The sequence below is a fragment of the Halomonas litopenaei genome, from assembly GCF_017303055.1.
GTDB lineage: Bacteria > Pseudomonadota > Gammaproteobacteria > Pseudomonadales > Halomonadaceae > Halomonas > Halomonas litopenaei_A.
Genome location: NZ_JAEKJT010000011.1, coordinates 40,189 through 59,352, shown reverse-complemented (window position 1 = coordinate 59,352; position 19,164 = coordinate 40,189). Strand labels below are relative to the sequence as shown.

Here is a 19,164-nt window from a genome sequence, read left to right as displayed (position 1 = left end):
ACGACTTCAGCGTGGTGGATGAACGTACGCTTGGCCAGAGGCGGTAACGGTTCAGAGGGTTTCGGATTCGAAAATAAGCATAGACAGATGTTGGCTAACGAACAAATGCATGCGCGAAAAACGACCATGGAGGCTCGCCTCAGGCCGCGGAGACAGGCGAGTCACGCGATGTGCAGGGCCACGTCATGTGTCCTGAGAAGGCGGGCAATGGGCTCTGGTGGCTGACGGTCGGTGAACAACGCATCGAGTTGTGCGACGTTGCCTTGCCGCACCACGGGGTTGCGGCGGAATTTCGAGTGGTCAGCGGCAAGAAATACCTGACGTGAATTCTGGATAATGGCCTGGGCGACGCGCACTTCCTGATAGTCGAACTCCAGCAGTGAGCCATCCTCGTCTATCCCGCTGATACCGATGAGGCCGATGTCGACCTTGAACTGATGGATGAAGTCGATGGTGGCTTCGCCGATGATTCCCCCATCCCGCGGGCGAACCTGGCCGCCAGCCACGATTACCTTGAAATCTTCCTTGTGGTGGAGGATGGACGCCACGTTCAGGTTGTTGGTGATGACTTCCAGTCCCTGATGCTCCAGCAGCGCTTCAGCGATCAGTTCGTTGCTGGTTCCGATGTTGATGAACAGCGAGGCGTGATGAGGTACCTGGCGGGCGACGCTGGCGGCGATCCGTCGCTTGGCATCCAGGTTAAGCGTCTTGCGGGTGGCGTAGGCGGTGTTGACGGTGCTGGATTCCAGGCCGGCGCCACCATGAACACGCCTGATGCGTCCCGTTTCAGCCAGTGCATTGAGATCGCGCCGGATCGTCTGCGGTGTCACGCCAAAGTGGTCGGTCAACTGCTCGATGCTGGCGTACCCCTGGCGGCTGACCAGGTCGATGATGGCATCCTGACGCTGTTGCTGATTCATCTCAGGCGTTCCCTAAGCGATATCTGGTGATCGTAAACGAACTCGACAGCGGTTGGCGATGGTCTTCACCCGGTGCTCGTGGTTCATGTTGGGGGAGGGCAAAGCGCATGGCCGAGCACGCTCCATCAGAAAAAATCATTCGGTGAACTCAAGGGCTTGCATTATTCTGACGATCCCGTAGAATTCGCATCCGTTGTCGGGGATGAGGCCCTTCAAGGTGTCGCCCAGACCGGTCCAGTAAAGGAAGGTTGCTCAAGGGTAATTCGTTCCTCTGGACAGTGTAGGACCATAGCTCAGTTGGTTAGAGCGCCACGTTGACATCGTGGAGGTCGGCGGTTCAAATCCGCCTGGTCCTACCATTATGCAGTTCTGCCACATTTCGTGCCGGTGCCTGTTGTAGTGGTACAGGTAGTAGTGGCACATGCAGTAATAGCAAGGCTGATCTTTGCAGGACCATAGCTCAGTTGGTTAGAGCGCCACGTTGACATCGTGGAGGTCGGCGGTTCAAATCCGCCTGGTCCTACCAGTCAGTAGCCGCAGTTAGCGTTATACAGCAGGACCATAGCTCAGTTGGTTAGAGCGCCACGTTGACATCGTGGAGGTCGGCGGTTCAAATCCGCCTGGTCCTACCAGATTCCAGAAAAAGGCCCCGAGCACTATTTGCTCGGGGCCTTTTTCGTTGGTGGATCATTGTGTCTTCACCGCGCCGTTCCCTGTCAGTGGTCCCTCGTAAAGCTCCAGGATGCCCTCGCTGACGAGAGGCGTGGTGACGAGAGGCGTGGTGACGAGGGACAGGCTGGCGAGGGGTAGGTGACGAGAGAGCAGGCGGAAGGGGTAGCGGCGGGCAGAGTAGGGCAGTACGCCCTGGAGGCGTCACTGCCCTTGAGGTGGCCGCGATGTGGTGAGACTTAGGCCTCCGAACTTAGAACTCTGAGCTCAGCCCGCTGGCCTGCCGAAAGACCTCTACCAGGCGCTCGATGCCTGCCTGGTCGTCGGCGCTGAAGCGCCCTTGCTGTGGGCTGTCCAGGTCGAGGACTCCCCACAGCTGGCCTGCGGCATCGAGAATCGGAACGACCAGCTCGGAGCGGGATGCGCTGTCGCAGGCGATGTGGTCCGCCACCGCATGCACGTCGTCGACGCGCTGGGTCTCAAGGCTGCGAGCCGCCGCACCGCATACCCCCTTGTTGAACGGAATGGGGTGGCAGGCTGGCTTGCCCTGGAAAGGGCCAAGCGACAGCACCTGTGGCGTCTTGTGAAGATAGAAGCCTGCCCAGTTCAGCGCTTCGATTTCCTGCATGATAAAGGCACTGGTCTGGGCGGCGTTGGTCAGCCAATCATCGCTGTCGAGAAGGGCGCTGAGCTGACGCTCCAGAAGGTCATAGGATGACATGAAGGTCTTGATTCCGTCCTGCAGAAGTGAAAAAGGCCGACCATGCTGATCAGCATTGGTCGGCCTCGAAGAGCCAGTATGGGTTACTTCCAGCCAGGCACCGCGGAGCCCTTGAACAGCTCCTCGGCCTTGGCAGCGACTTCGTCGCTCTGGTAGGCGTCGACCAGCTGCTGAATGGCTTCGCTGTCTTCGTCGCCGCTACGCACGGCAATGATGTTGACGTAGGGTGACTCGGGACCTTCCTTGACCAGCGCGTCCTCCAGGGTCAGGCCGGCGGGCTGAGCGAAGGTGTTATTGATGAAGGCCATGTCCACATCCGGCAGTACGCGGGGGAGCTGGGCCGCTTCGATTTCGCGGAAGTCGAAGTCGTGGGGATTTTCCACGATGTTCAGCGGTGTGGCCTCGAGGTTCTCCGGATCATCGAGGGTGATCAGGCCCTCATTGTGCAGCAGGATCAGCGAGCGGCCTTCGTTCGACGGGTCGTTGGGCAGGGCGATGGTGGCGCCCTCCGGCAGTTCGTCGATGCTGGTGTACTTCTCGGAATAGGCGCCGATGGGGTACACGAAGGTGCGTCCGGCAATGGCGAAGTCATAGCCCCGATCATTGACCATGGCGTTCATGTACGGCTCATGCTGGTAGGCGTTCGCGTCCAGGCTGCCGTCGGCGAGTGCGGCATTGGGTGTCACGTAGTCGGTGAACTCAATGATCTCCACGTCCAGGCCATAACGTTCTTCTGCCAGCTCGGCGGCGACCTGCATGACGTCGGTCTCCGGGCCCGCTACGGTGCCTACCTTGATGCTGTGCTCGTCAGCGTTGGCCTGGCTGATGGCCAGTGACAGGGTAGAAAGGGCAAGGGCGCCCAGCAATGTCTTGCGCATGATCGGTGTCTCCCATAGGCGGTGATGACGTGTGCCGCGATGATAATGGAATAACAAAGGTTTTGCTAATTCGTTTTCGCTATATGTTGCTGAGGGTCATTTATGGTTGCTCTTGCGCACCAGATAGTCGCCCAGGCTCTGAAAGACTTGCACCATGACGACCAGAATAGCGACGGTGATCAGCATGATCGTTGGATTGAAGCGATTGTAGCCATAGCGGATGCCCAGGTCGCCTAATCCGCCGCCGCCAACGGCTCCGGCCATGGCGGAGTAACTGACCAGGGTGACGGCGGTGACCGTCAATGCGGTAAAGATGCCGCCACGTGCTTCTGGCAGAAGCACTTTTGAAATGATTTGCCAGGGCGTGGCGCCCATGGACTGCGCGGCTTCCACCAGGCCGGGAGAGATTTCGTTCAGTGCTCCCTCCACCAGACGTGCAATAAAGGGAATGGCCGCGATTGTCAGGGGGACGGCCGCGGCATTGGTGCCAATGGAGGAGCCGACCAGCATGCGAGTGAACGGAATGATGGCCACCATCAGGATGATAAAGGGGATCGAGCGCCCGATATTGGTCACGATGCCGAGCACCGACTGAAGGACCGGCTGTGCCAGGATCTGGCCAGGCCGAGTCACATACAGCAGGACGCCCAGCGGGATGCCGACCAGGGCGGAGAGAATGCCCGAGACCGCCACCATGTACAGCGTGTCCAGAGTGGCTTCGAGAATCAGATTAAACATCGCGCTGGACATGGCCGAGCACCTCCACTGTCAGGTCATGGGCTTGCAGATAGTCGAGGGCGCGGCGAGTGTCGTCGGCACCTCCCATCAGTTCGGCGATCATCAGGCCGAGGGTGCGTTCCTGGATGGACTCGACCTTGGCCTGCAGAATGCTGACGTCGACTCCACACTCCCGGGCCAGGCGCGAGATCAATGGCGTTGATACTGCATCGCCGGAGAAGGCCAGGCGTACCACCGGGTGAGTGTGCTCGCCCGCCTGGGGTTCGAGTCGGTCGATCAGCTCCCGTGGCGGCTCCAGCTCGAGAAAGTCATTGAGGAAGTGGCGGCCAAGGGCCGTGCGTGGCGAGGTGAAGAAGTCACCCACATCGGCCTCCTCGACCAGCTCGCCGCCGGAAATCAGGCCGACTCGGTGGCAGATGGTCTTGACCACCTCCATCTCATGGGTAATCAGCAGGATGGTCAGTCCGAGCTTCTGGTTGATGTCCTGAAGCAGTTCCAGAATAGAGGTGGTGGTCTGCGGATCCAGCGCTGAGGTGGCTTCATCGCACAGCAGCACTTGTGGCCGGCTGGCCAGGGCCCGGGCAATCGCGACGCGCTGCTTCTGGCCGCCGGACAGCTGGGCGGGATACTGCTTGGCCTTATCCGCCAGGCCAACCAGCTCGAGCAGAGGCGTGACACGTTCCTTGATCTCCGTTCCCTTGACGCCCATCAGCTCAAGCGGCAGCGCCACGTTGTCGAACACGGTGCGCGACGTCAGCAGGTTGAAATGCTGGAAGATCATGCCGATGCGATGGCGGGCCTGATTGAGGGCCGGCCCCGCGAGCCCGGTCAGCTCCTGGCCGTCGACTTCCACGGTGCCCGTGGTAGGGCGCTCCAGCAGGTTGACGCAACGAATCAGGGTGGACTTGCCAGCGCCCGACAGGCCGATGACGCCGTGAATCTGTCCGCGAGGCACATGCAGGTTGACGTTTTTCAGCGCCTGGACCGCGCGTGGTCCGGTGCCGAAGGTCTTTGAGAGGTTGGTCAGTCGTATCATGTCAGCCACCGGGTGGGCACCGAGTGACCGGGGGCGGGCAGGACCATGGGCAGGTCAGGCAGAGGGCAGGCAAGAGCAAGGGGTGTCCAAAAAAAAGGCCACCCTGGCGGGTGGCCATCAACGCTGGACACACCCTTTTAGCTGCACTTCATGCGCTGACACCTTGTGAGTGTCATGGCACGGGCGCCCGCAATCCGGGTACAAATCGGCGCCTAAAAATGTAGCCGGCAAGAATAGGGGGCTTGCTGAGTCCTGTCAATCACTTGTCGACGTGGATGGGGGCGTCAAGATGGAGGTTCGTCTACCGCCAACTCACCCGCCCACTTATCCACCCACGGGGAATGCCGGCAGAAGGCCCATGAAGGCCATGAGGGTGACGCTTGATCATCGTCTTTCGTGGGGCGGGGCCGTCGCTTGCATGGAACTTTAGGGCGGAGATCCATAGACTGGCCCGATCGAAGGCCGAGGCCTTTTCGCTGGCGAGGAGATGAGGATGTTTACCGGGATTGTGCAAGGCACCGCTGAAGTGGTCGACATGATCGAAGCTGAGGCGTTTCGCACCCATGTCGTGCGCCTGCCGGAGCACTTGCTGGAAGGTCTGGCGCTGGGCGCGTCGGTGGCCCATAACGGGGTGTGTCTGACGGTGACTGCGGTGGACCGCGATCGGGTCAGTTTCGACCTGATGCGCGAGACCCTCAGGGTGACCAATCTAGGCGCGGTGTCCATTGGCGACCGCGTCAACATCGAGCGTGCGGCGCGTTTTGGCGATGAGATCGGCGGGCACGCCATGTCAGGGCATGTCATGGCGCAGGCGGAGCTGGTGGAGCTGGACGAGGCGCCCAATAATCGGCGCCTTTGGTTTCTGTTGCCGGAGGGGCTGGACAGGTTCGTCTTCACCAAGGGCTATATCGGCGTCGATGGCATCAGTCTGACCATCGGTGCACTGCGTCAGGAAACCCGTGGCGGTGCGTTCTGCGTCGACCTGATTCCGGAAACGCTGGCCCGCACGACGCTGGCGGATCGTCGACCCGGAGACAGGGTCAATATCGAGGTGGACCCCCAGACCCAGGCGATTGTCGAGACCGTTGAGCGAGTGTTGGCGGCGAAAGGCGGCGCCTGAATCAGGGGTGGTGGCCTTGTTCGCTGTGGACGTCGGAGATCGTCTTGCTCGCTGTGCCGTAGCGCCCGTAGCAGAGGAGACGAGGGCCTTCCTCGCTTGAGGCGGTGCTAACTTAATCGGATGCCACATTCCGATTTTGCACCGACCGTGATCAGTGAGGACGACCATGAAAATGACAGCCAAGGCATTGGCGGCAGGGGCGTGCATCCTAGCGTGCGGGTTTGCCACGATGGCGACCGCCGAAAGTGATCTATCACCCTGGGTAGACGACGACGGCACCATTCATCTGCCCGATGATTTCCGCACCGAGATGGCCCACCTGGGCTCCTGGTTTGTGCCAGGGGGAGATGCGAGCGGCTTCCACAACGTCTATACCGAGCCCGAGAGCATTGCTGCCTATCGGGAAAACGGCGTGTTCCCCGACGGTGCTGTGCTGGTGAAGGAGCTGCGCGCCCATAGCACCGGTGACTACACCACTGGCGCCGGTGTGAGCTACGAGAACGACACCATCAAACAGTGGTTTGTGATGGTCAAGGACGCAACCAACCGCTTTGCCGACAGCAATGGCAGTTGGGGGGACGGCTGGGGCTGGGCCTTGTTCAAGACTGACGACCCGGCGACCAATGTGTCGGCGGACTACCAGACCGACTGCCTGGGCTGCCATGTCCCGGCAAAGGACAAGGACTGGATCTATACCGAAGCCTACCCGATTCTGGTAGAGTAGCGCGCTTTCGAGAGTCGCCACCGTCGGGCGCAGGTGCTGTTGCATCGCGCCCGATGTGCGTTTTGGCACCGATCTGTTCGGTGGCAGACGCGGTCAAGCGTTGGCTTCATTGTGCAGTATCGTCGTGCGTCCCCCGGCGGCCTGCTATATGGTGTCTCTAGCCACCGGGTGGCGGGGCACGGTCGGTGACTCTCGTCCTGGACACCCCCTCATTGACTCCACGTGCAGGACCTAGCGCATGTCCAATCCCCAGCCTGAATCGAACCAGGGCAAGAGTCCCCTCGATCGCTTCTTCAAGCTCAGCGAACACCGTACTACCGTGAAGACAGAGGTCATCGCCGGGATCACGACCTTCCTGACCATGGCGTACATCATCTTCGTTAACCCAAGCATCCTGTCCGAAGCGGGCATGGACTACGGGGCGGTCTTCGTGGCTACCTGTGTGGCCGCGGCGGTGGGCTGTCTGATCATGGGTCTGTGGGCCAATTACCCCATCGCCCTGGCGCCGGGTATGGGCCTCAATGCCTTCTTCACCTACGGCGTCGTGCTCGGGATGGGCTATACCTGGGAGGCGGCACTGGGTGCGGTGTTCCTGTCGGGCGTTACCTTCTTTCTGCTCAGTATCTTCCGCATTCGCGAATGGATCATCAATTCCATTCCGATCACATTGAGGCTCGGGATTGCTGCCGGCATCGGCCTGTTTCTTGCCATGGTGGCCATGAAAAATGCTGGCATCATCGTGGATAACCCGGCCACTCTGGTGTCAGTCGGTGACCTTTCCGAACCTGCGCCGCTTTACGCCCTTGCCGGTTTCTTCGTTATCACCGCGCTTGCTCACCTGCGGGTCACCGGGGCGGTGATGATCGGCATTCTCGGCGTGACGCTGGTTGCCATGCTGCTTGGACACAATGAATTCAGCGGTGTGGTGTCGATGCCGCCTTCCATTGCACCGACCTTGATGTCGATGGACCTCGCTGGCGCGTTCAACGTGGCGATGATCAGCGTGGTCTTTGCCTTCCTGTTTGTTGACTTGTTCGATACCTCCGGCACGCTGGTCGGCGTGGCTCATCGCGGTGGACTGCTGGACAAGGATGGCAAGCTGCCTCGTCTGGGGCGCGCGCTGATGGCCGACTCTACTGCCTCCATGGCAGGTGCGGCGCTGGGCACCTCGACCACTACCAGCTACGTCGAAAGCACGGCAGGTATCGCTGCCGGCGGGCGGACTGGCCTGACGGCCGTGGTAGTGGCCGTACTGTTCCTGCTCAGCCTGTTCTTTGCGCCGCTGGCGGGCTCCATACCTGCCTACGCCACGGCGGGGGCGCTGCTGTACGTGGCCTCCCTGATGGCGGGCAGTCTGGCTCACGCCGACTGGGATGATGCCACCGAGGCGGCCCCGGTACTGATCGCCGCTCTGGCCATGCCGTTGACCTTCTCGATTGCCGAGGGTATTGCCTTTGGCTTTGTCAGCTATGTCGCCATCAAGGCCCTGTCAGGTCGCTTCAAGGACCTGAACGTTGCCGTGGTCATCCTGGGCGTACTGTTTGCCATCAAGATGATTTTCCTCGATTGACCGGCGCTCCTCCGCCTCTCTCCGCCGCCGGGTTTGACGCAAATGGCGGCGGGTGGCGTGACGGACCGTGCAACGGTCAATCTGACGGGTAGCTTGTCAGCGGGGCTACCCGATGTTGTCATTTCCTTCGTACCCGATTTCTAGCGAGAACCGCCATGAGCATTTACGGCGACTACATCAAGTCTGTCATTCGCACCGTTCCCGACTGGCCACAGCCGGGCGTCAATTTTCGTGACATCACCCCGCTTTTGCAGAACAGTGCCGCCTTCCGCAAGCTCATCGATAGCTTTGTGCACCGCTATCAGGAGATGGATCTGGACGCGATTGCGGCGATCGACGCTCGCGGTTTTATCGTCGGCGCGCCCGTCGCTTACGAGCTGGGCTGCAGCTTTGTGCCGGTGCGCAAGAAGGGCAAACTGCCGTTTCGCACCATCAGCCAGACCTATACGCTCGAGTACGGCACGGCTGAGGTTGAGCTGCACTCCGATGCCTTCCGCAATGGTGATCGTATCCTGGTCGTCGATGATCTGATCGCTACCGGAGGCACCATGCTGGCGGCAGCTGAATTGATCAGTCGCAGTGGCGGCCAGGTGGTGGAGACCTCTGCCATCGTGGACCTGCCCGACCTGGGCGGTTCGCAGAAGATTCGTGATGCAGGTCACAGCGTATTCGCCGTTTGCTCGTTCACTGAGGACGAATGATCCATGAGTAGCCATCGTTATCACCGTCATTTTGTCGTCTCCTGGGACCAGCTGCATCGCGACGTGCGCGAGCTGTGTCATCGGCTGATCGAGCGGGACACCAAGGGCATCATCGCGATTACTCGGGGCGGACTGATTCCGGCCGCCTTGATCGCCCGTGAACTCAATGTGCGCTTGATCGATACGGTCTGTATCAAGAGCTACGACCACATGGAGCAAGAGGGCCTCGAGGTGCTCAAGGGCGTCGATCACGACGGCGAAGGTTGGCTGCTTGTCGACGACCTGGTCGATACCGGCAAGACCGCCAAGGCCGTCCGCGAGATGCTGCCCAAGGCGCATTTCGTGACGATCTATGCCAAGCCTGAAGGGCGCCCCCTGGTAGACCAGTACCTGACGGAGGTGGCTCAGGACTGCTGGATCCAGTTCCCCTGGGACATGGGTGTGGCCTATGTGGAACCCCTGGCCGACCAGCGTCGGTGATGGCCATGGGGCAGGTGTTGTCGGGAGCGTGGCAGCGTCATCTGGGAGCAGAGTTCGACGCGCCTTACATGCAGCAGTTGAAGGCCTTCCTAGCTGACGAGAAGGCTGCGCGCAAGGTGATCTACCCGCATTCGTCAGACTGGTTTCGCGCCTTTGAACTGACCCCGCTCGAAGACGTCAGGGTCGTTATTCTCGGCCAGGACCCCTACCACGGTCCTGGTCAGGCCCACGGCCTGTGCTTTTCGGTACGTGCCGGCATCAAGCCGCCGCCTTCCCTGGTCAATGTCTACAAGGAACTGGCCCAGGACCTGGGTGTGGAGCCTGTGCCCCACGGGCATCTCGAGGCCTGGGCGAGGCAGGGCGTACTGCTGTTGAACACCTCGTTGACGGTGGAAGAGGGCAATGCCGGCTCCCACCGCGGCAAGGGCTGGGAGACGTTTACCGATCGTGCCATCCAGACCGTGAGCGCCGAAGCAGGGCCCTGCGTGTTCCTGCTGTGGGGCTCCCACGCGCGCCAGAAGAAAGCGCTGGTGGATCGTCAGCGTCACCTGGTGCTGGAGTCGCCGCACCCCTCGCCGCTGTCCGCCCATCGAGGCTTCTTCGGTAACCACCACTTCTCGCGGGCGAATGCGTTTCTCCAAGAGCAGGGGCGTGGGCCGATCGACTGGCAGCTGCCGTCTAGCCCCTAGCGGGCTGCCTCGCCACCGGGCCGTGCAGGCGTCGGTGGCAAGGCTCAGCGGCGATTGTTCGCAGCGGGTTAACCTGAGAGCAGGATACGGGTAGAATGGCGCGCAATTTGTCGCCCGCGTCCATGCGACGAAGGTCGTCCTAGTCCCACCCTCTCCGTCATCTAAGAGGACTCGTCATGAGCGTCCATGCCATCGATCACCCCCTGGTCCAGCACAAACTCGGTTTGATGCGTGAAGCCGGTATCAGCACCAAGAGCTTCCGTGAGCTGGCTGGCGAGGTGGCCAAACTGCTCACCTACGAGGCGACTCAGGATCTGGAGCTGGAAGATCACGCCATCGACGGCTGGAGTGGCAACACCATTACCGTCAAGCAGCTCAAGGGCAAGAAGGTGACGATCGTCCCGATCCTGCGTGCCGGTCTGGGCATGCTGGAGGGCGTGACCGACCTGATTCCCAGTGCGCGGGTCAGCGTCGTTGGCCTGTACCGTGATGAGGAAACGCTGGAGCCTGTTCCCTATTTCTCGAAGTTTACCAACGACCTCGATGAGCGCATGGCGGTAGTCATCGACCCGATGCTGGCTACCGGTGGCTCCATGGTCGCCACGCTCGACATGCTGCGTGAACGCGGCTGTCAGCTGATGCGTGTGATCGTGCTGGTCGCGGCGCCGGAGGGCATTCGCCGCGTGCAGGAGGCCTACCCGGATATCGAGATTTATACCGCATCCGTGGATGAGCGCCTGGACGAGAACGGCTATATCGTTCCCGGTCTCGGCGATGCCGGCGACAAGATCTTTGGTACTCGTTGAGACCAGCCACGCCTGCGGGGTCATGATGCGGTCGGTCACGGCCGTCGCCCCGGCGAGTTGATCAGACTGGCTGTCAAGACATGCGCCCAATGTTCTTTTACGAACATTGGGCGCATTTTTTTTCACTAAAACAACATTGCCTGCGCACGAGAGGATGCTGCGCAGAAGTGTTCTGCATTAGACAAAAGTTGATGAATTGGTGAAAAGCTTTTTATTTCAATGTGTTGTAATGGATTGTTGGTGATGTGTCGGGGTGATTGAGGGGTTTCGTTTAAAAACACCGGGGTGCCTTCGACAATCTCTACTACCGTACAGATGACGCCTTCGAAGGAGGGCGATGTTCGGTGGAATGAGACGGCCCATGACCCTGATCCTCGACGGTGTCACCCGCAGGGTGGCAAACGAGACCCACATTGACGACGTTAGTCTGACGCTGGCGCCAGGCTCGTTCAATGTTCTGCTGGGGCGAACCCTGGCGGGAAAGACGAGCCTGATGCGCTTGATGGCTGGGCTGGATCAACCCAGCCGAGGACGTATCCTGATCAACGGTGAAGACGTGACAGGCAAGGGCGTGCGCCAACGCAATGTGGCCATGGTCTACCAGCAGTTCATCAACTACCCCCACCAGAGTGTCTTCGACAACATTGCATCTCCGCTCAAGCTGGCGCGGGTTCCCAAGGCAGAACTTCGGCGCCGGGTGCAGGAGGTGGCGGAGCTGCTGCATATCGAGGGACTACTGGATCGTCAGCCGCTGGAGCTGTCTGGCGGGCAGCAGCAGCGCACCGCGATGGCGCGGGCGCTGGTCAAGGACGCTGAGCTGGTGTTGTTCGATGAGCCTCTGGTCAATCTGGACTACAAGCTGCGGGAAGAGTTTCGGGAAGAGCTGCGTGAGCTGTTCGCCCGACGGGACTGCATCGCTGTCTATGCCACTACGGAGCCCGCAGAGGCGCTCGCGTTGGGTGGCGACACCGCCATTCTGCATGAAGGTCGCCTAGTCCAGCATGGGCCTGCCGCGACGGTGTACCGTGAGCCGGTGTCGCTGACCGCTGCGGACATGTTCTCCGAACCCCCCATGAATGTGCTCGAAGGCGAGATCCGGGACGGCCACGTCAGTTTTGAAGGCGAGCCCGCTTTCGCCGTTGACGCCGGCATGTCGCGGCTCGAAGAGGGGCGCTACCACTTTGGGGTACGTCCTGCCCACCTGGCGATTGCGCCGCAATCCGACGATGATCTGGCCTTGGATGTCTGCGTCGAGCTGGCCGAGATCAGCGGCTCCGAGACGTTTCTCCATGTGGGCAACGCTCGCATGTCGCTGGTGGCCCATCTGGAGGGTGTGCACGGCTTTCAGGTAGACGCTCCGCTGCGGCTATACGTGCCGGTGCATCGACTGTACGTGTTCGACATGGAGGGCAGGACGGTGGCCGTGCCTGCTGAGGTGGGGGCCAGTATGTCACGCAGAGCCGAGCACGCCCCCGCGAGTGCGATCCATCGGGAGGAGCGCTAGATGGCAGAGATACGTCTTGAGCAACTGGCGCACAGCTATCTGCAGCAGCCGTCCGGTCCGGCTGACTTTGCGATCGAGCGCATGACGCATACCTGGGAACAGGGAGGCGCCTACGCGCTGCTTGGGCCGTCTGGATGCGGCAAGTCGACGCTGCTGAATATTATCTCCGGTCTACTGGTGCCGTCCCAGGGCGAGGTGCTATTCGATGGTGTTCAGGTCAATGAACTGCCGCCGGAAGAGCGCAACATTGCCCAGGTGTTCCAGTTTCCGGTGGTCTACGACACCATGACCGTGTTCGACAACCTGGCCTTTCCTCTGCGTAACGTCGGCACTTCCGAGGAGCGCGTCAGAGAGCGGGTCGAGGAGGTGGCGGACATTCTCGACCTGACCGCGCAACTGCCGCGCAAGGCGCGCAATCTGACGGCCGATGAAAAGCAGAAAGTGTCGATGGGGCGGGGTCTGGTGCGCGACGATGTTGCGGCGATTCTGTTTGATGAGCCATTGACGGTGATCGATCCCCAGCTGAAATGGAAGCTGCGTCGCAAGCTCAAGGAGATTCATCAGCGCTTTGCGGTCACGATGATCTACGTGACCCATGATCAGCTGGAGGCCTCCACCTTTGCCGACAAGATCGCGGTGATGTACCAAGGCAGCATCGTGCAATTCGGGACGCCGCGGGAACTCTTTGAAGCCCCCGCACATACCTTTGTCGGTTACTTCATCGGTAGTCCCGGCATGAACTTCTTCACGCCACAGCTCGACGCCGATGGGGCACTCGTGGGTGGGCAGCCGCTGCCGCTTTCGCCCGGCTTTATGAACGCCCTGCGCGATGCCATGTCCCGCAGTGACAACGTCACCCTCGGCATTCGGCCTGAATTCATCGAGGTGGTGTCCGCGGACGACGGCGGCATGCTAGCCACGGTCTCCCACCTTCAAGATCTTGGTACCTACCGCATTGTCACTGCCTCGCTGGGCAGTTTGACCTGCAAGGTACGGGTCGACGATGCCCTCGACCCAGCGACGTCGTGCATTCACCTGTACTTTCCCGAGCGTTGGTTGGGGCTCTACGTGGATGAACGGCGGGTGGAGGTGGCGTCATGAACAAGGTGCCGAATAACCGGGCCTGGTGGCTGGTGCTGCCCATGCTGTTGCTGGTGGCATTCTCCGCCATTGTGCCGTTGATGACCGTGGTCAATTACTCCGTACAGGATGTGTTCGACGCCAATACGCGGTTTTTCACCGGAACCGAATGGTTCGTGCAAATGCTCAATGACCCCGCCTTGCAGGCGGCTCTGGGTCGGCAGTTTGCCTTCTCGCTGACCATTCTGGTGATTCAAGTGCCCCTGGGGGTCGGTATCGCGTTGCTGATGCCCAAGCGGGGCTGGCGGGCCTCGCTGGTGCTGGTGCTGGTGACATTGCCACTGCTGATTCCCTGGAATGTGGTCGGCAGCATCTGGCAGATCTTCACCCGCGGGGATATCGGTCTGATGGGTTTCAGCCTGCGCCAACTGGGGTATCCCTACAACATCACCTCGAATCCGATGGATGCCTGGGTCACCATCGTGCTGATGGATGTGTGGCATTGGACATCGCTGATCGCCTTGCTGTGTTACAGCGGTCTGCAGGCGATTCCCGAGGCCTACTACCAGGCTGCCAGGATTGACCGGGCGTCACGCTGGGCGGTGTTCCGCTACATCCAATTGCCCAAGTTGACCAATGTGCTGGTGATTGGCGTGCTGCTCCGGTTCATGCACTCCTTCATGATCTATGCGGAACCCTTCGTGCTGACCGGCGGTGGGCCGGGCAGTGCCACCACCTTTCTCAGTCAGTCCCTCGCCATCATGGCCACCGCCCAGTTCGATGTGGGGCCGTCGGCGGCGTTCTCGTTGATCTACTTCCTGATCATTCTGCTGGTGTGCTGGGTGTTCTATACCGCCATCATGAATCTGCAGAAGGATCGCCAAGGAGGGTCGCGCCATGACTAGGCCATTGCCATCCAGCCCTGACCAGGTGAACGAGCACGCCGCACGGCAGGCGGCCAGGCGTCGGCGTCGCCAGCGCTCGGCCGGACGCAGGATACGCCGCGGTGGGTTGATGCTGGCCTATCTGGTGTTCGTACTGCTACCCATCTACTGGTTGGTCAATATGTCACTGCAGACCAACAACGAGATCCTGGGAGAGCTGACCCTGTGGCCTCAGGCGCTGACCTTCGACAACTACACCCGGATCTTCACCGACCCCAGCTGGTACATGGGCTACGTCAACTCCATGACCTATGTGGTGATGAACATGGTCATCAGCATGGTGGTGGCCTTGCCCGCCGCCTATGCCTTCAGTCGCTATCGGTTCATCGGTGACAAGCACCTGTTCTTCTGGCTTTTGACCAACATGATGGCGCCGCCTGCCGTCTTCCTGCTGCCTTACTTTCAGCTCTACTACACGGTCGGCTTGTTCGATACGCACATCGCCGTGGCCTTGGCCCATTGCCTGTTCAACATACCGTTGGCGGTCTGGATTCTCGAGGGCTTCATGTCCAGCGTGCCCAAGGAAATTGACGAGACCGCCTTTATCGATGGCTATAGCTTTCCGCGGTTCTTTGTCCAGGTCTTCATTCCGATGATTCGCTCAGGCATCGGCGTGACCCTGTTCTTTCTGTTCATGTTTTCCTGGGTCGAGCTGCTGCTGGCCCGTACCCTCACCTCCACGGAGGCCCAGCCCATCGTGTCTGTCATGACGAGAACCTCCACCGCCTCTGGTATCGATTGGGGAACCCTGGCGGCAGCGGGAGTGCTGACCATCGTGCCGGGCATCGTGGTGGTGTTTTTCGTCCGTCATCATATCGCCAAGGGCTTTGCTCTGGGGCGCACCTAAGGAGCCGCGACATGGACTGGATGGTGTGGACCCTACCTACGGCGATGTTCTTCTCCGTGATCGCACTGCTGCTGGTGCTGATGACCACCTGGGAGCTGATCTCGCCCAGCCGCGAGCGCCGCGGTTTTCTTCCGATCAGCACAACGCGGGGAGACCGGTTCTTTATCGGCATGCTGTCGGCGGCGTATATCCACCTCGCCGTTATCGGCTTTACCAGCCTTGGTCTGTGGCTGGCATTGGCGTTATCGGTGGTGTGGATGGTGCTGCTGTTGCGCTGGGGGTAACCGACAGGATGCCTGCACCCATTGGCTGGCGACGATAGCGAGGCTGGCCTTCATCAATGATAACAATGAGGTGACCATGAACGTGAGACGCAAGCTCAGCAGGGTAGGTGTAGCCGGATTGCTGCTATTGGCAGGCGACGCCATTGCCCAGGAAGATCGTGCCGCAGTGATCGAGCGGCTGGCCGATGAAGTGTTCGCAAACTCCACCTTGACGCGGGAGCAGCGGATCGCCGAACTGGAGTGGTTTGCCGAGGCCGCGGAGCCCTTTCGTGGCATGGCAATCAACACGGTGGCGGAAGGGTTGACCACCCATACCTGGGAGCGGGACGTGCTGACGCCGGCCTTTCTCGAGCTGACCGGGATAGAGGTGACCCACAACATCATCGGCGAGGGGGATGTGGTTCAGAACATGCAGACCCAGATGCAGTCGGGTCGCAATATCTACGACGCCTATATCAATGACTCCGATTCCATTGGCACCCACATTCGCTACGGATCGACCATCAATCTCAGTGATGCCATGGCCAACGAGTGGAAGGAGCTGACGCTGCCAAGCCTGGATCTGGAGGACTTTATCGGGATTCAGTACACCACGGGGCCAGATGGCAGCCTTTACCAGCTACCGGACCAGCAGTTCGCGAACCTTTACTGGTTCCGCTACGACTGGTTCCAGAGAGAGGACTTTCAACAGCAGTTCCGTGATCTCTACGGCTATGAGCTAGGCGTGCCGACCAACTGGACGGCGTACCAGGATATCGCTGAGTTCTTCAGCGAGCACATCGGCGAGATCGACGGGCAAAAGGTCTATGGCCATATGGATTATGGACGTCGAGATCCCTCGCTGGGTTGGCGTTTCCATGACTCCTGGCTATCAATGGCCGGAATGGGCAGCCCTGGGGTGCCGTTCGGCAACCCGGTGGATGACTGGGGTATTCGCGTAGACGAGGACAGTCATCCGGTGGGAGCCAGCGTCAGCCGAGGCGGGGCCACCAATTCTCCGGCTTCGGTGTTTGCCGTCACCAAGATGGTCGAGTGGCTCAGAGACTTTGCTCCTCCCGAGGCACAGGGCATGACCTTTGGTGAGGCGGGCCCCGTGCCGGCCCAGGGTAATGTGGCGCAGCAGATGTTCTGGTACACCGCCTTTACCGCCGACATGGTCAGCCCGGACGTGGCGGTGACCGATGACCAGGGCAATCCCAAATGGCGGATGGCCCCATCACCGACGGGTCCGTACTGGGAAGAAGGAATGAAGGTGGGCTATCAGGATGTTGGCGCCTGGACCTTCTTCGACTCGACGCCTGAAGACCGTCGCAGTGCTGCCTGGTTGTTCGCCCAATTCAGCGTGTCAAAGACGGTGTCTCTGGAAAAGCTGATGGCGGGGCTGACGCCGATTCGGCGGTCGGACATCTTCTCCGAGCAGATGACCGAGATGGCGCCCAAGCTGGGTGGACTGGTGGAGTTCTACCGCAGCCCCAACGAAGCCAAGTGGACGCCAACGGGCACCAATGTGCCGGACTATCCGCGCATGGCCCCATTGTGGTGGCAGAACTTGGCACCGGCGGTGAATGGCGATATTTCCGCCCAGGAGGCGCTCGATAATCTGGCGGCAGATCTGGATAACATCATGGCGCGACTGGCTCGGGCCAAGGTGTTTGCCACCTACGAGCCGATTCTCAACGAGCCCAAGGATCCCGAGCAGTGGCTGAGCCAGCCTGGCTCGCCCAAGGCCAAGCTGGACGATGAAATGCCCCAGGGCACCACGGTGCCCTATGACCAGATGATGGAAGACTGGATGTCCGCGGGTACCCGAGAGTAATCCCGGTATAGCGGTGTGTGCCGGCCCCCCCAATCCTCAGGATGGGGGGCTTTGTCTTGCAGAGCAGTTTCAGCAGCACTGAGTGAGCCATCAAGGGGAACCATCAGGGGGAGCCAAAGTGGGGACTAGCGCTTGGCAAAAAGGGGGAGGGTTGCGTGATTGCTACGTTGGCGACCTGGGGTTGGCGCAAAATTGTGCCCTGAAGGGGCGCCGGGATTGGTAACATGGCCCGCGTTTGGAATCGGCTGTCGGCGCGATGAGTCTCTTCTCGCCCCACAACAGACTTCCTGTTCACCACGGAGCCCCCTCATGTCTGACCCCCATTCTTCGTCAACTCAGCCACCCGAACCCTCAGCGACGGCGTCGGATTCATTGCCCAGACTCGCGCTGGTCGGCGCGCAGATGCTGTTCGTGGCCTTCGGTGCCCTGGTGCTGGTGCCTCTGCTGACCGGGCTTGATCCCAATGTCGCTATGTTCACCGCCGGTATCGGTACGCTGGTGTTTCACTTCACCACGCGGATGACGGTGCCGGTGTTCCTGGCATCCTCCTTTGCCTTCATCGCGCCAATTCAGGGCTCGATTGCGCACTTTGGGGTGTCAGCCACTCTGGGCGGGTTGATCGCGGCGGGCCTGGTGTACGTGGTGATCTCGCAGGCGGTGCGTCTGAAGGGGACCGGCTGGCTTCATCGGTTGCTGCCGCCGGTGGTGGTAGGGCCCGTCATCATGGTGATCGGCCTTGCTCTGGCGCCCGTAGCGGTCAATATGGCGACCGGTGAGAACAGCGAAGGGATCGGTTACGCTCAAGCCATGGTTCTGTCCATGTCGAGCTTGCTGGTTACCTTGATTCTGGCAGTGTTCGGACGTGGTCTGCTGCGCCTGGTGCCGATCATGGGTGGCATCGTGACGGGCTACCTGCTGGCCCTGTTGATGGGAGTCGTTGACTTTACTCCGGTGCGCGAAGCCTCTTGGCTGGCGCTGCCATCCTTTACCGCTCCTAGCTTCAACTGGTTGGCCATCGCGTTCATGATCCCTGTGGCCATTGCGCCTGCGGTCGAGCACATTGGTGACATGATTGCCATCGGTTCGGTCACGCGCCGCAACTACCTGGAAAAGCCCGGTCTTCATCGCACCTTGCTGGGCGATGGCCTCGCCACCATCTCTGCGGCCATGTTTGGCGGGCCGCCCAATACCACCTACTCCGAGGTAACCGGGGCGGTCACCCTGACCCGGGCGTTCAATCCGATGTTCATGGTGTCGGCGGCGTTGGTGGCCATCCTGCTGGCCTTCGTGGCCAAGCTGGGAGCCGTGCTCCAGACCATACCTGCGCCGGTCATGGGGGGCATCATGACGCTGCTGTTCGGTTCCATTGCGGTAGTCGGGATGAATACCCTGGTGCGCGCGGGCAAGCCGCTGACAGCGCCGCGTAACCTGGTGGTCGTGTCGTTGATTCTGGTCTTCGGTATCGGTGGCATGCAGTTTGGTGGAGGGCAGTTTGCCCTGCAGGGCGTCAGCCTTGCCGCCCTGGTGGGCATCGCGCTGAATTTGATACTGCCGCGCGCTCGGGAAGAGGCCTAGCCGAAGTGCCGGGGCGACGCCGCAGCCTGGCGGCGTCGTCCACTGCTTTGACGCTCACTCGG

At 60.6% G+C, this 19,164-nt stretch carries 19 protein-coding genes and 3 tRNA genes; 17 read left to right on the top strand and 5 right to left on the bottom strand.

Annotated features, from left to right (window positions below):
- Nucleotides 1–161 precede the first annotated feature (161 nt).
- A complete protein-coding gene (locus tag JF545_RS18810) occupies nucleotides 162–920 on the bottom strand; it encodes a DeoR/GlpR family transcriptional regulator (protein ID WP_206944602.1) in 759 nt (252 codons plus the stop codon).
- Between the two features lie 282 nt (nucleotides 921–1,202).
- Here JF545_RS18810 and JF545_RS18805 point away from each other — a divergent pair.
- The 3 genes from JF545_RS18805 to JF545_RS18795 all read left to right on the top strand — a co-directional run bounded on the left by JF545_RS18805 (nucleotide 1,203) and on the right by JF545_RS18795 (nucleotide 1,552).
- Nucleotides 1,203–1,279: transfer RNA gene (locus JF545_RS18805), tRNA-Val, on the top strand.
- Nucleotides 1,280–1,369: 90 nt separating this feature from the next.
- A tRNA-Val gene (locus JF545_RS18800) sits at nucleotides 1,370–1,446 on the top strand.
- Nucleotides 1,447–1,475: 29 nt separating this feature from the next.
- Nucleotides 1,476–1,552, top strand: a tRNA-Val gene (locus tag JF545_RS18795).
- Nucleotides 1,553–1,842: 290 nt separating this feature from the next.
- Here JF545_RS18795 and JF545_RS18790 read toward each other — a convergent pair.
- The 4 genes from JF545_RS18790 to JF545_RS18775 all read right to left on the bottom strand — a co-directional run bounded on the left by JF545_RS18790 (nucleotide 1,843) and on the right by JF545_RS18775 (nucleotide 4,962).
- Complete coding sequence (locus JF545_RS18790) at nucleotides 1,843–2,310, bottom strand: GAF domain-containing protein (RefSeq protein WP_206944600.1); 468 nt, start codon at nucleotides 2,308–2,310, stop codon at nucleotides 1,843–1,845.
- An 83-nt stretch (nucleotides 2,311–2,393) separates the two neighbouring features.
- Nucleotides 2,394–3,188, bottom strand: a complete 795-nt coding sequence (locus tag JF545_RS18785) for a MetQ/NlpA family ABC transporter substrate-binding protein (protein ID WP_206944598.1) — start codon at nucleotides 3,186–3,188, stop codon at nucleotides 2,394–2,396.
- A gap of 96 nt (nucleotides 3,189–3,284) precedes the next feature.
- Nucleotides 3,285–3,938, bottom strand: coding sequence for a methionine ABC transporter permease (locus JF545_RS18780; RefSeq protein ID WP_206944596.1), 654 nt, complete (start codon nucleotides 3,936–3,938; stop codon nucleotides 3,285–3,287).
- Nucleotides 3,919–4,962, bottom strand: a complete 1,044-nt coding sequence (locus JF545_RS18775) for a methionine ABC transporter ATP-binding protein (protein WP_206944594.1) — start codon at nucleotides 4,960–4,962, stop codon at nucleotides 3,919–3,921. The genes JF545_RS18780 and JF545_RS18775 overlap by 20 nt, the downstream gene beginning before the upstream one ends.
- A 493-nt stretch (nucleotides 4,963–5,455) precedes the next feature.
- Between JF545_RS18775 and JF545_RS18770 the strand changes: the two genes are divergently transcribed.
- From JF545_RS18770 to JF545_RS18705, 14 genes are all read left to right on the top strand, one after another.
- On the top strand, nucleotides 5,456–6,082 hold the full coding sequence (locus JF545_RS18770) for a riboflavin synthase subunit alpha (protein ID WP_206944592.1): 627 nt from the start codon (nucleotides 5,456–5,458) through the stop codon (nucleotides 6,080–6,082).
- 229 nt (nucleotides 6,083–6,311) lie between these two features.
- The gene (locus JF545_RS18765; RefSeq protein WP_242520965.1) at nucleotides 6,312–6,806 is read left to right on the top strand and encodes a cytochrome P460 family protein; all 495 of its coding nucleotides are present in this window, start codon (nucleotides 6,312–6,314) and stop codon (nucleotides 6,804–6,806) included.
- Nucleotides 6,807–7,044: 238 nt separating this feature from the next.
- Entirely contained in the window at nucleotides 7,045–8,376 is a 1,332-nt protein-coding gene (locus JF545_RS18760; RefSeq protein ID WP_206944588.1) for an NCS2 family permease, read from the top strand.
- 155 nt (nucleotides 8,377–8,531) lie between these two features.
- On the top strand, nucleotides 8,532–9,077 hold the full coding sequence (locus tag JF545_RS18755) for an adenine phosphoribosyltransferase (RefSeq protein WP_206944586.1): 546 nt from the start codon (nucleotides 8,532–8,534) through the stop codon (nucleotides 9,075–9,077).
- A gap of 3 nt (nucleotides 9,078–9,080) precedes the next feature.
- Entirely contained in the window at nucleotides 9,081–9,557 is a 477-nt protein-coding gene (gene gpt / locus JF545_RS18750; RefSeq protein ID WP_206944584.1) for a xanthine phosphoribosyltransferase, read from the top strand.
- Nucleotides 9,558–9,562: 5 nt separating this feature from the next.
- The gene (ung, locus tag JF545_RS18745) at nucleotides 9,563–10,246 is read left to right on the top strand and encodes a uracil-DNA glycosylase (protein WP_206944582.1); all 684 of its coding nucleotides are present in this window, start codon (nucleotides 9,563–9,565) and stop codon (nucleotides 10,244–10,246) included.
- Between the two features lie 176 nt (nucleotides 10,247–10,422).
- Complete coding sequence (gene upp / locus JF545_RS18740; RefSeq protein WP_206944580.1) at nucleotides 10,423–11,052, top strand: uracil phosphoribosyltransferase; 630 nt, start codon at nucleotides 10,423–10,425, stop codon at nucleotides 11,050–11,052.
- Between the two features lie 361 nt (nucleotides 11,053–11,413).
- Entirely contained in the window at nucleotides 11,414–12,556 is a 1,143-nt protein-coding gene (locus JF545_RS18735) for an ABC transporter ATP-binding protein (RefSeq protein ID WP_206944578.1), read from the top strand.
- Nucleotides 12,557–13,657 (top strand): ABC transporter ATP-binding protein, encoded by a 1,101-nt coding sequence (locus JF545_RS18730; protein WP_206944576.1) that lies wholly within the window; start codon nucleotides 12,557–12,559, stop codon nucleotides 13,655–13,657.
- Nucleotides 13,654–14,541, top strand: coding sequence for a carbohydrate ABC transporter permease (locus tag JF545_RS18725; protein ID WP_206944575.1), 888 nt, complete (start codon nucleotides 13,654–13,656; stop codon nucleotides 14,539–14,541). The genes JF545_RS18730 and JF545_RS18725 overlap by 4 nt, the downstream gene beginning before the upstream one ends.
- A gap of 109 nt (nucleotides 14,542–14,650) precedes the next feature.
- A complete protein-coding gene (locus JF545_RS18720) occupies nucleotides 14,651–15,427 on the top strand; it encodes a carbohydrate ABC transporter permease (RefSeq protein WP_374107045.1) in 777 nt (258 codons plus the stop codon).
- Between the two features lie 11 nt (nucleotides 15,428–15,438).
- On the top strand, nucleotides 15,439–15,711 hold the full coding sequence (locus JF545_RS18715) for a DUF2160 domain-containing protein (RefSeq protein ID WP_206944573.1): 273 nt from the start codon (nucleotides 15,439–15,441) through the stop codon (nucleotides 15,709–15,711).
- A 76-nt stretch (nucleotides 15,712–15,787) separates the two neighbouring features.
- Entirely contained in the window at nucleotides 15,788–17,527 is a 1,740-nt protein-coding gene (locus JF545_RS18710) for an ABC transporter substrate-binding protein (RefSeq protein ID WP_206944572.1), read from the top strand.
- 309 nt (nucleotides 17,528–17,836) lie between these two features.
- Nucleotides 17,837–19,102 carry a uracil-xanthine permease family protein gene (locus JF545_RS18705; RefSeq protein ID WP_206944571.1) on the top strand — a complete coding sequence of 422 codons (1,266 nt, stop codon included), beginning with the start codon at nucleotides 17,837–17,839 and terminating at the stop codon, nucleotides 19,100–19,102.
- Nucleotides 19,103–19,164 lie beyond the last annotated feature (62 nt).

What these genes read in the sequence shown, in the direction of transcription:
- JF545_RS18810 (WP_206944602.1), bottom strand. Translation starts at nt 920, where the DNA reads ATGAATCAGCAACAGCGTCAGGATGCCATCATCGACCTGGTCAGCCGC.
- JF545_RS18790 (WP_206944600.1), bottom strand. Translation starts at nt 2,310, where the DNA reads ATGTCATCCTATGACCTTCTGGAGCGTCAGCTCAGCGCCCTTCTCGAC.
- JF545_RS18785 (WP_206944598.1), bottom strand. Translation starts at nt 3,188, where the DNA reads ATGCGCAAGACATTGCTGGGCGCCCTTGCCCTTTCTACCCTGTCACTG.
- JF545_RS18780 (WP_206944596.1), bottom strand. Translation starts at nt 3,938, where the DNA reads ATGTCCAGCGCGATGTTTAATCTGATTCTCGAAGCCACTCTGGACACG.
- JF545_RS18775 (WP_206944594.1), bottom strand. Translation starts at nt 4,962, where the DNA reads ATGATACGACTGACCAACCTCTCAAAGACCTTCGGCACCGGACCACGC.
- JF545_RS18770 (WP_206944592.1), top strand. Translation starts at nt 5,456, where the DNA reads ATGTTTACCGGGATTGTGCAAGGCACCGCTGAAGTGGTCGACATGATC.
- JF545_RS18765 (WP_242520965.1), top strand. Translation starts at nt 6,312, where the DNA reads ATGGCGACCGCCGAAAGTGATCTATCACCCTGGGTAGACGACGACGGC.
- JF545_RS18760 (WP_206944588.1), top strand. Translation starts at nt 7,045, where the DNA reads ATGTCCAATCCCCAGCCTGAATCGAACCAGGGCAAGAGTCCCCTCGAT.
- JF545_RS18755 (WP_206944586.1), top strand. Translation starts at nt 8,532, where the DNA reads ATGAGCATTTACGGCGACTACATCAAGTCTGTCATTCGCACCGTTCCC.
- gpt (WP_206944584.1), top strand. Translation starts at nt 9,081, where the DNA reads ATGAGTAGCCATCGTTATCACCGTCATTTTGTCGTCTCCTGGGACCAG.
- ung (WP_206944582.1), top strand. Translation starts at nt 9,563, where the DNA reads ATGGGGCAGGTGTTGTCGGGAGCGTGGCAGCGTCATCTGGGAGCAGAG.
- upp (WP_206944580.1), top strand. Translation starts at nt 10,423, where the DNA reads ATGAGCGTCCATGCCATCGATCACCCCCTGGTCCAGCACAAACTCGGT.
- JF545_RS18735 (WP_206944578.1), top strand. Translation starts at nt 11,414, where the DNA reads ATGACCCTGATCCTCGACGGTGTCACCCGCAGGGTGGCAAACGAGACC.
- JF545_RS18730 (WP_206944576.1), top strand. Translation starts at nt 12,557, where the DNA reads ATGGCAGAGATACGTCTTGAGCAACTGGCGCACAGCTATCTGCAGCAG.
- JF545_RS18725 (WP_206944575.1), top strand. Translation starts at nt 13,654, where the DNA reads ATGAACAAGGTGCCGAATAACCGGGCCTGGTGGCTGGTGCTGCCCATG.
- JF545_RS18720 (WP_374107045.1), top strand. Translation starts at nt 14,651, where the DNA reads ATGCTGGCCTATCTGGTGTTCGTACTGCTACCCATCTACTGGTTGGTC.
- JF545_RS18715 (WP_206944573.1), top strand. Translation starts at nt 15,439, where the DNA reads ATGGACTGGATGGTGTGGACCCTACCTACGGCGATGTTCTTCTCCGTG.
- JF545_RS18710 (WP_206944572.1), top strand. Translation starts at nt 15,788, where the DNA reads ATGAACGTGAGACGCAAGCTCAGCAGGGTAGGTGTAGCCGGATTGCTG.
- JF545_RS18705 (WP_206944571.1), top strand. Translation starts at nt 17,837, where the DNA reads ATGTCTGACCCCCATTCTTCGTCAACTCAGCCACCCGAACCCTCAGCG.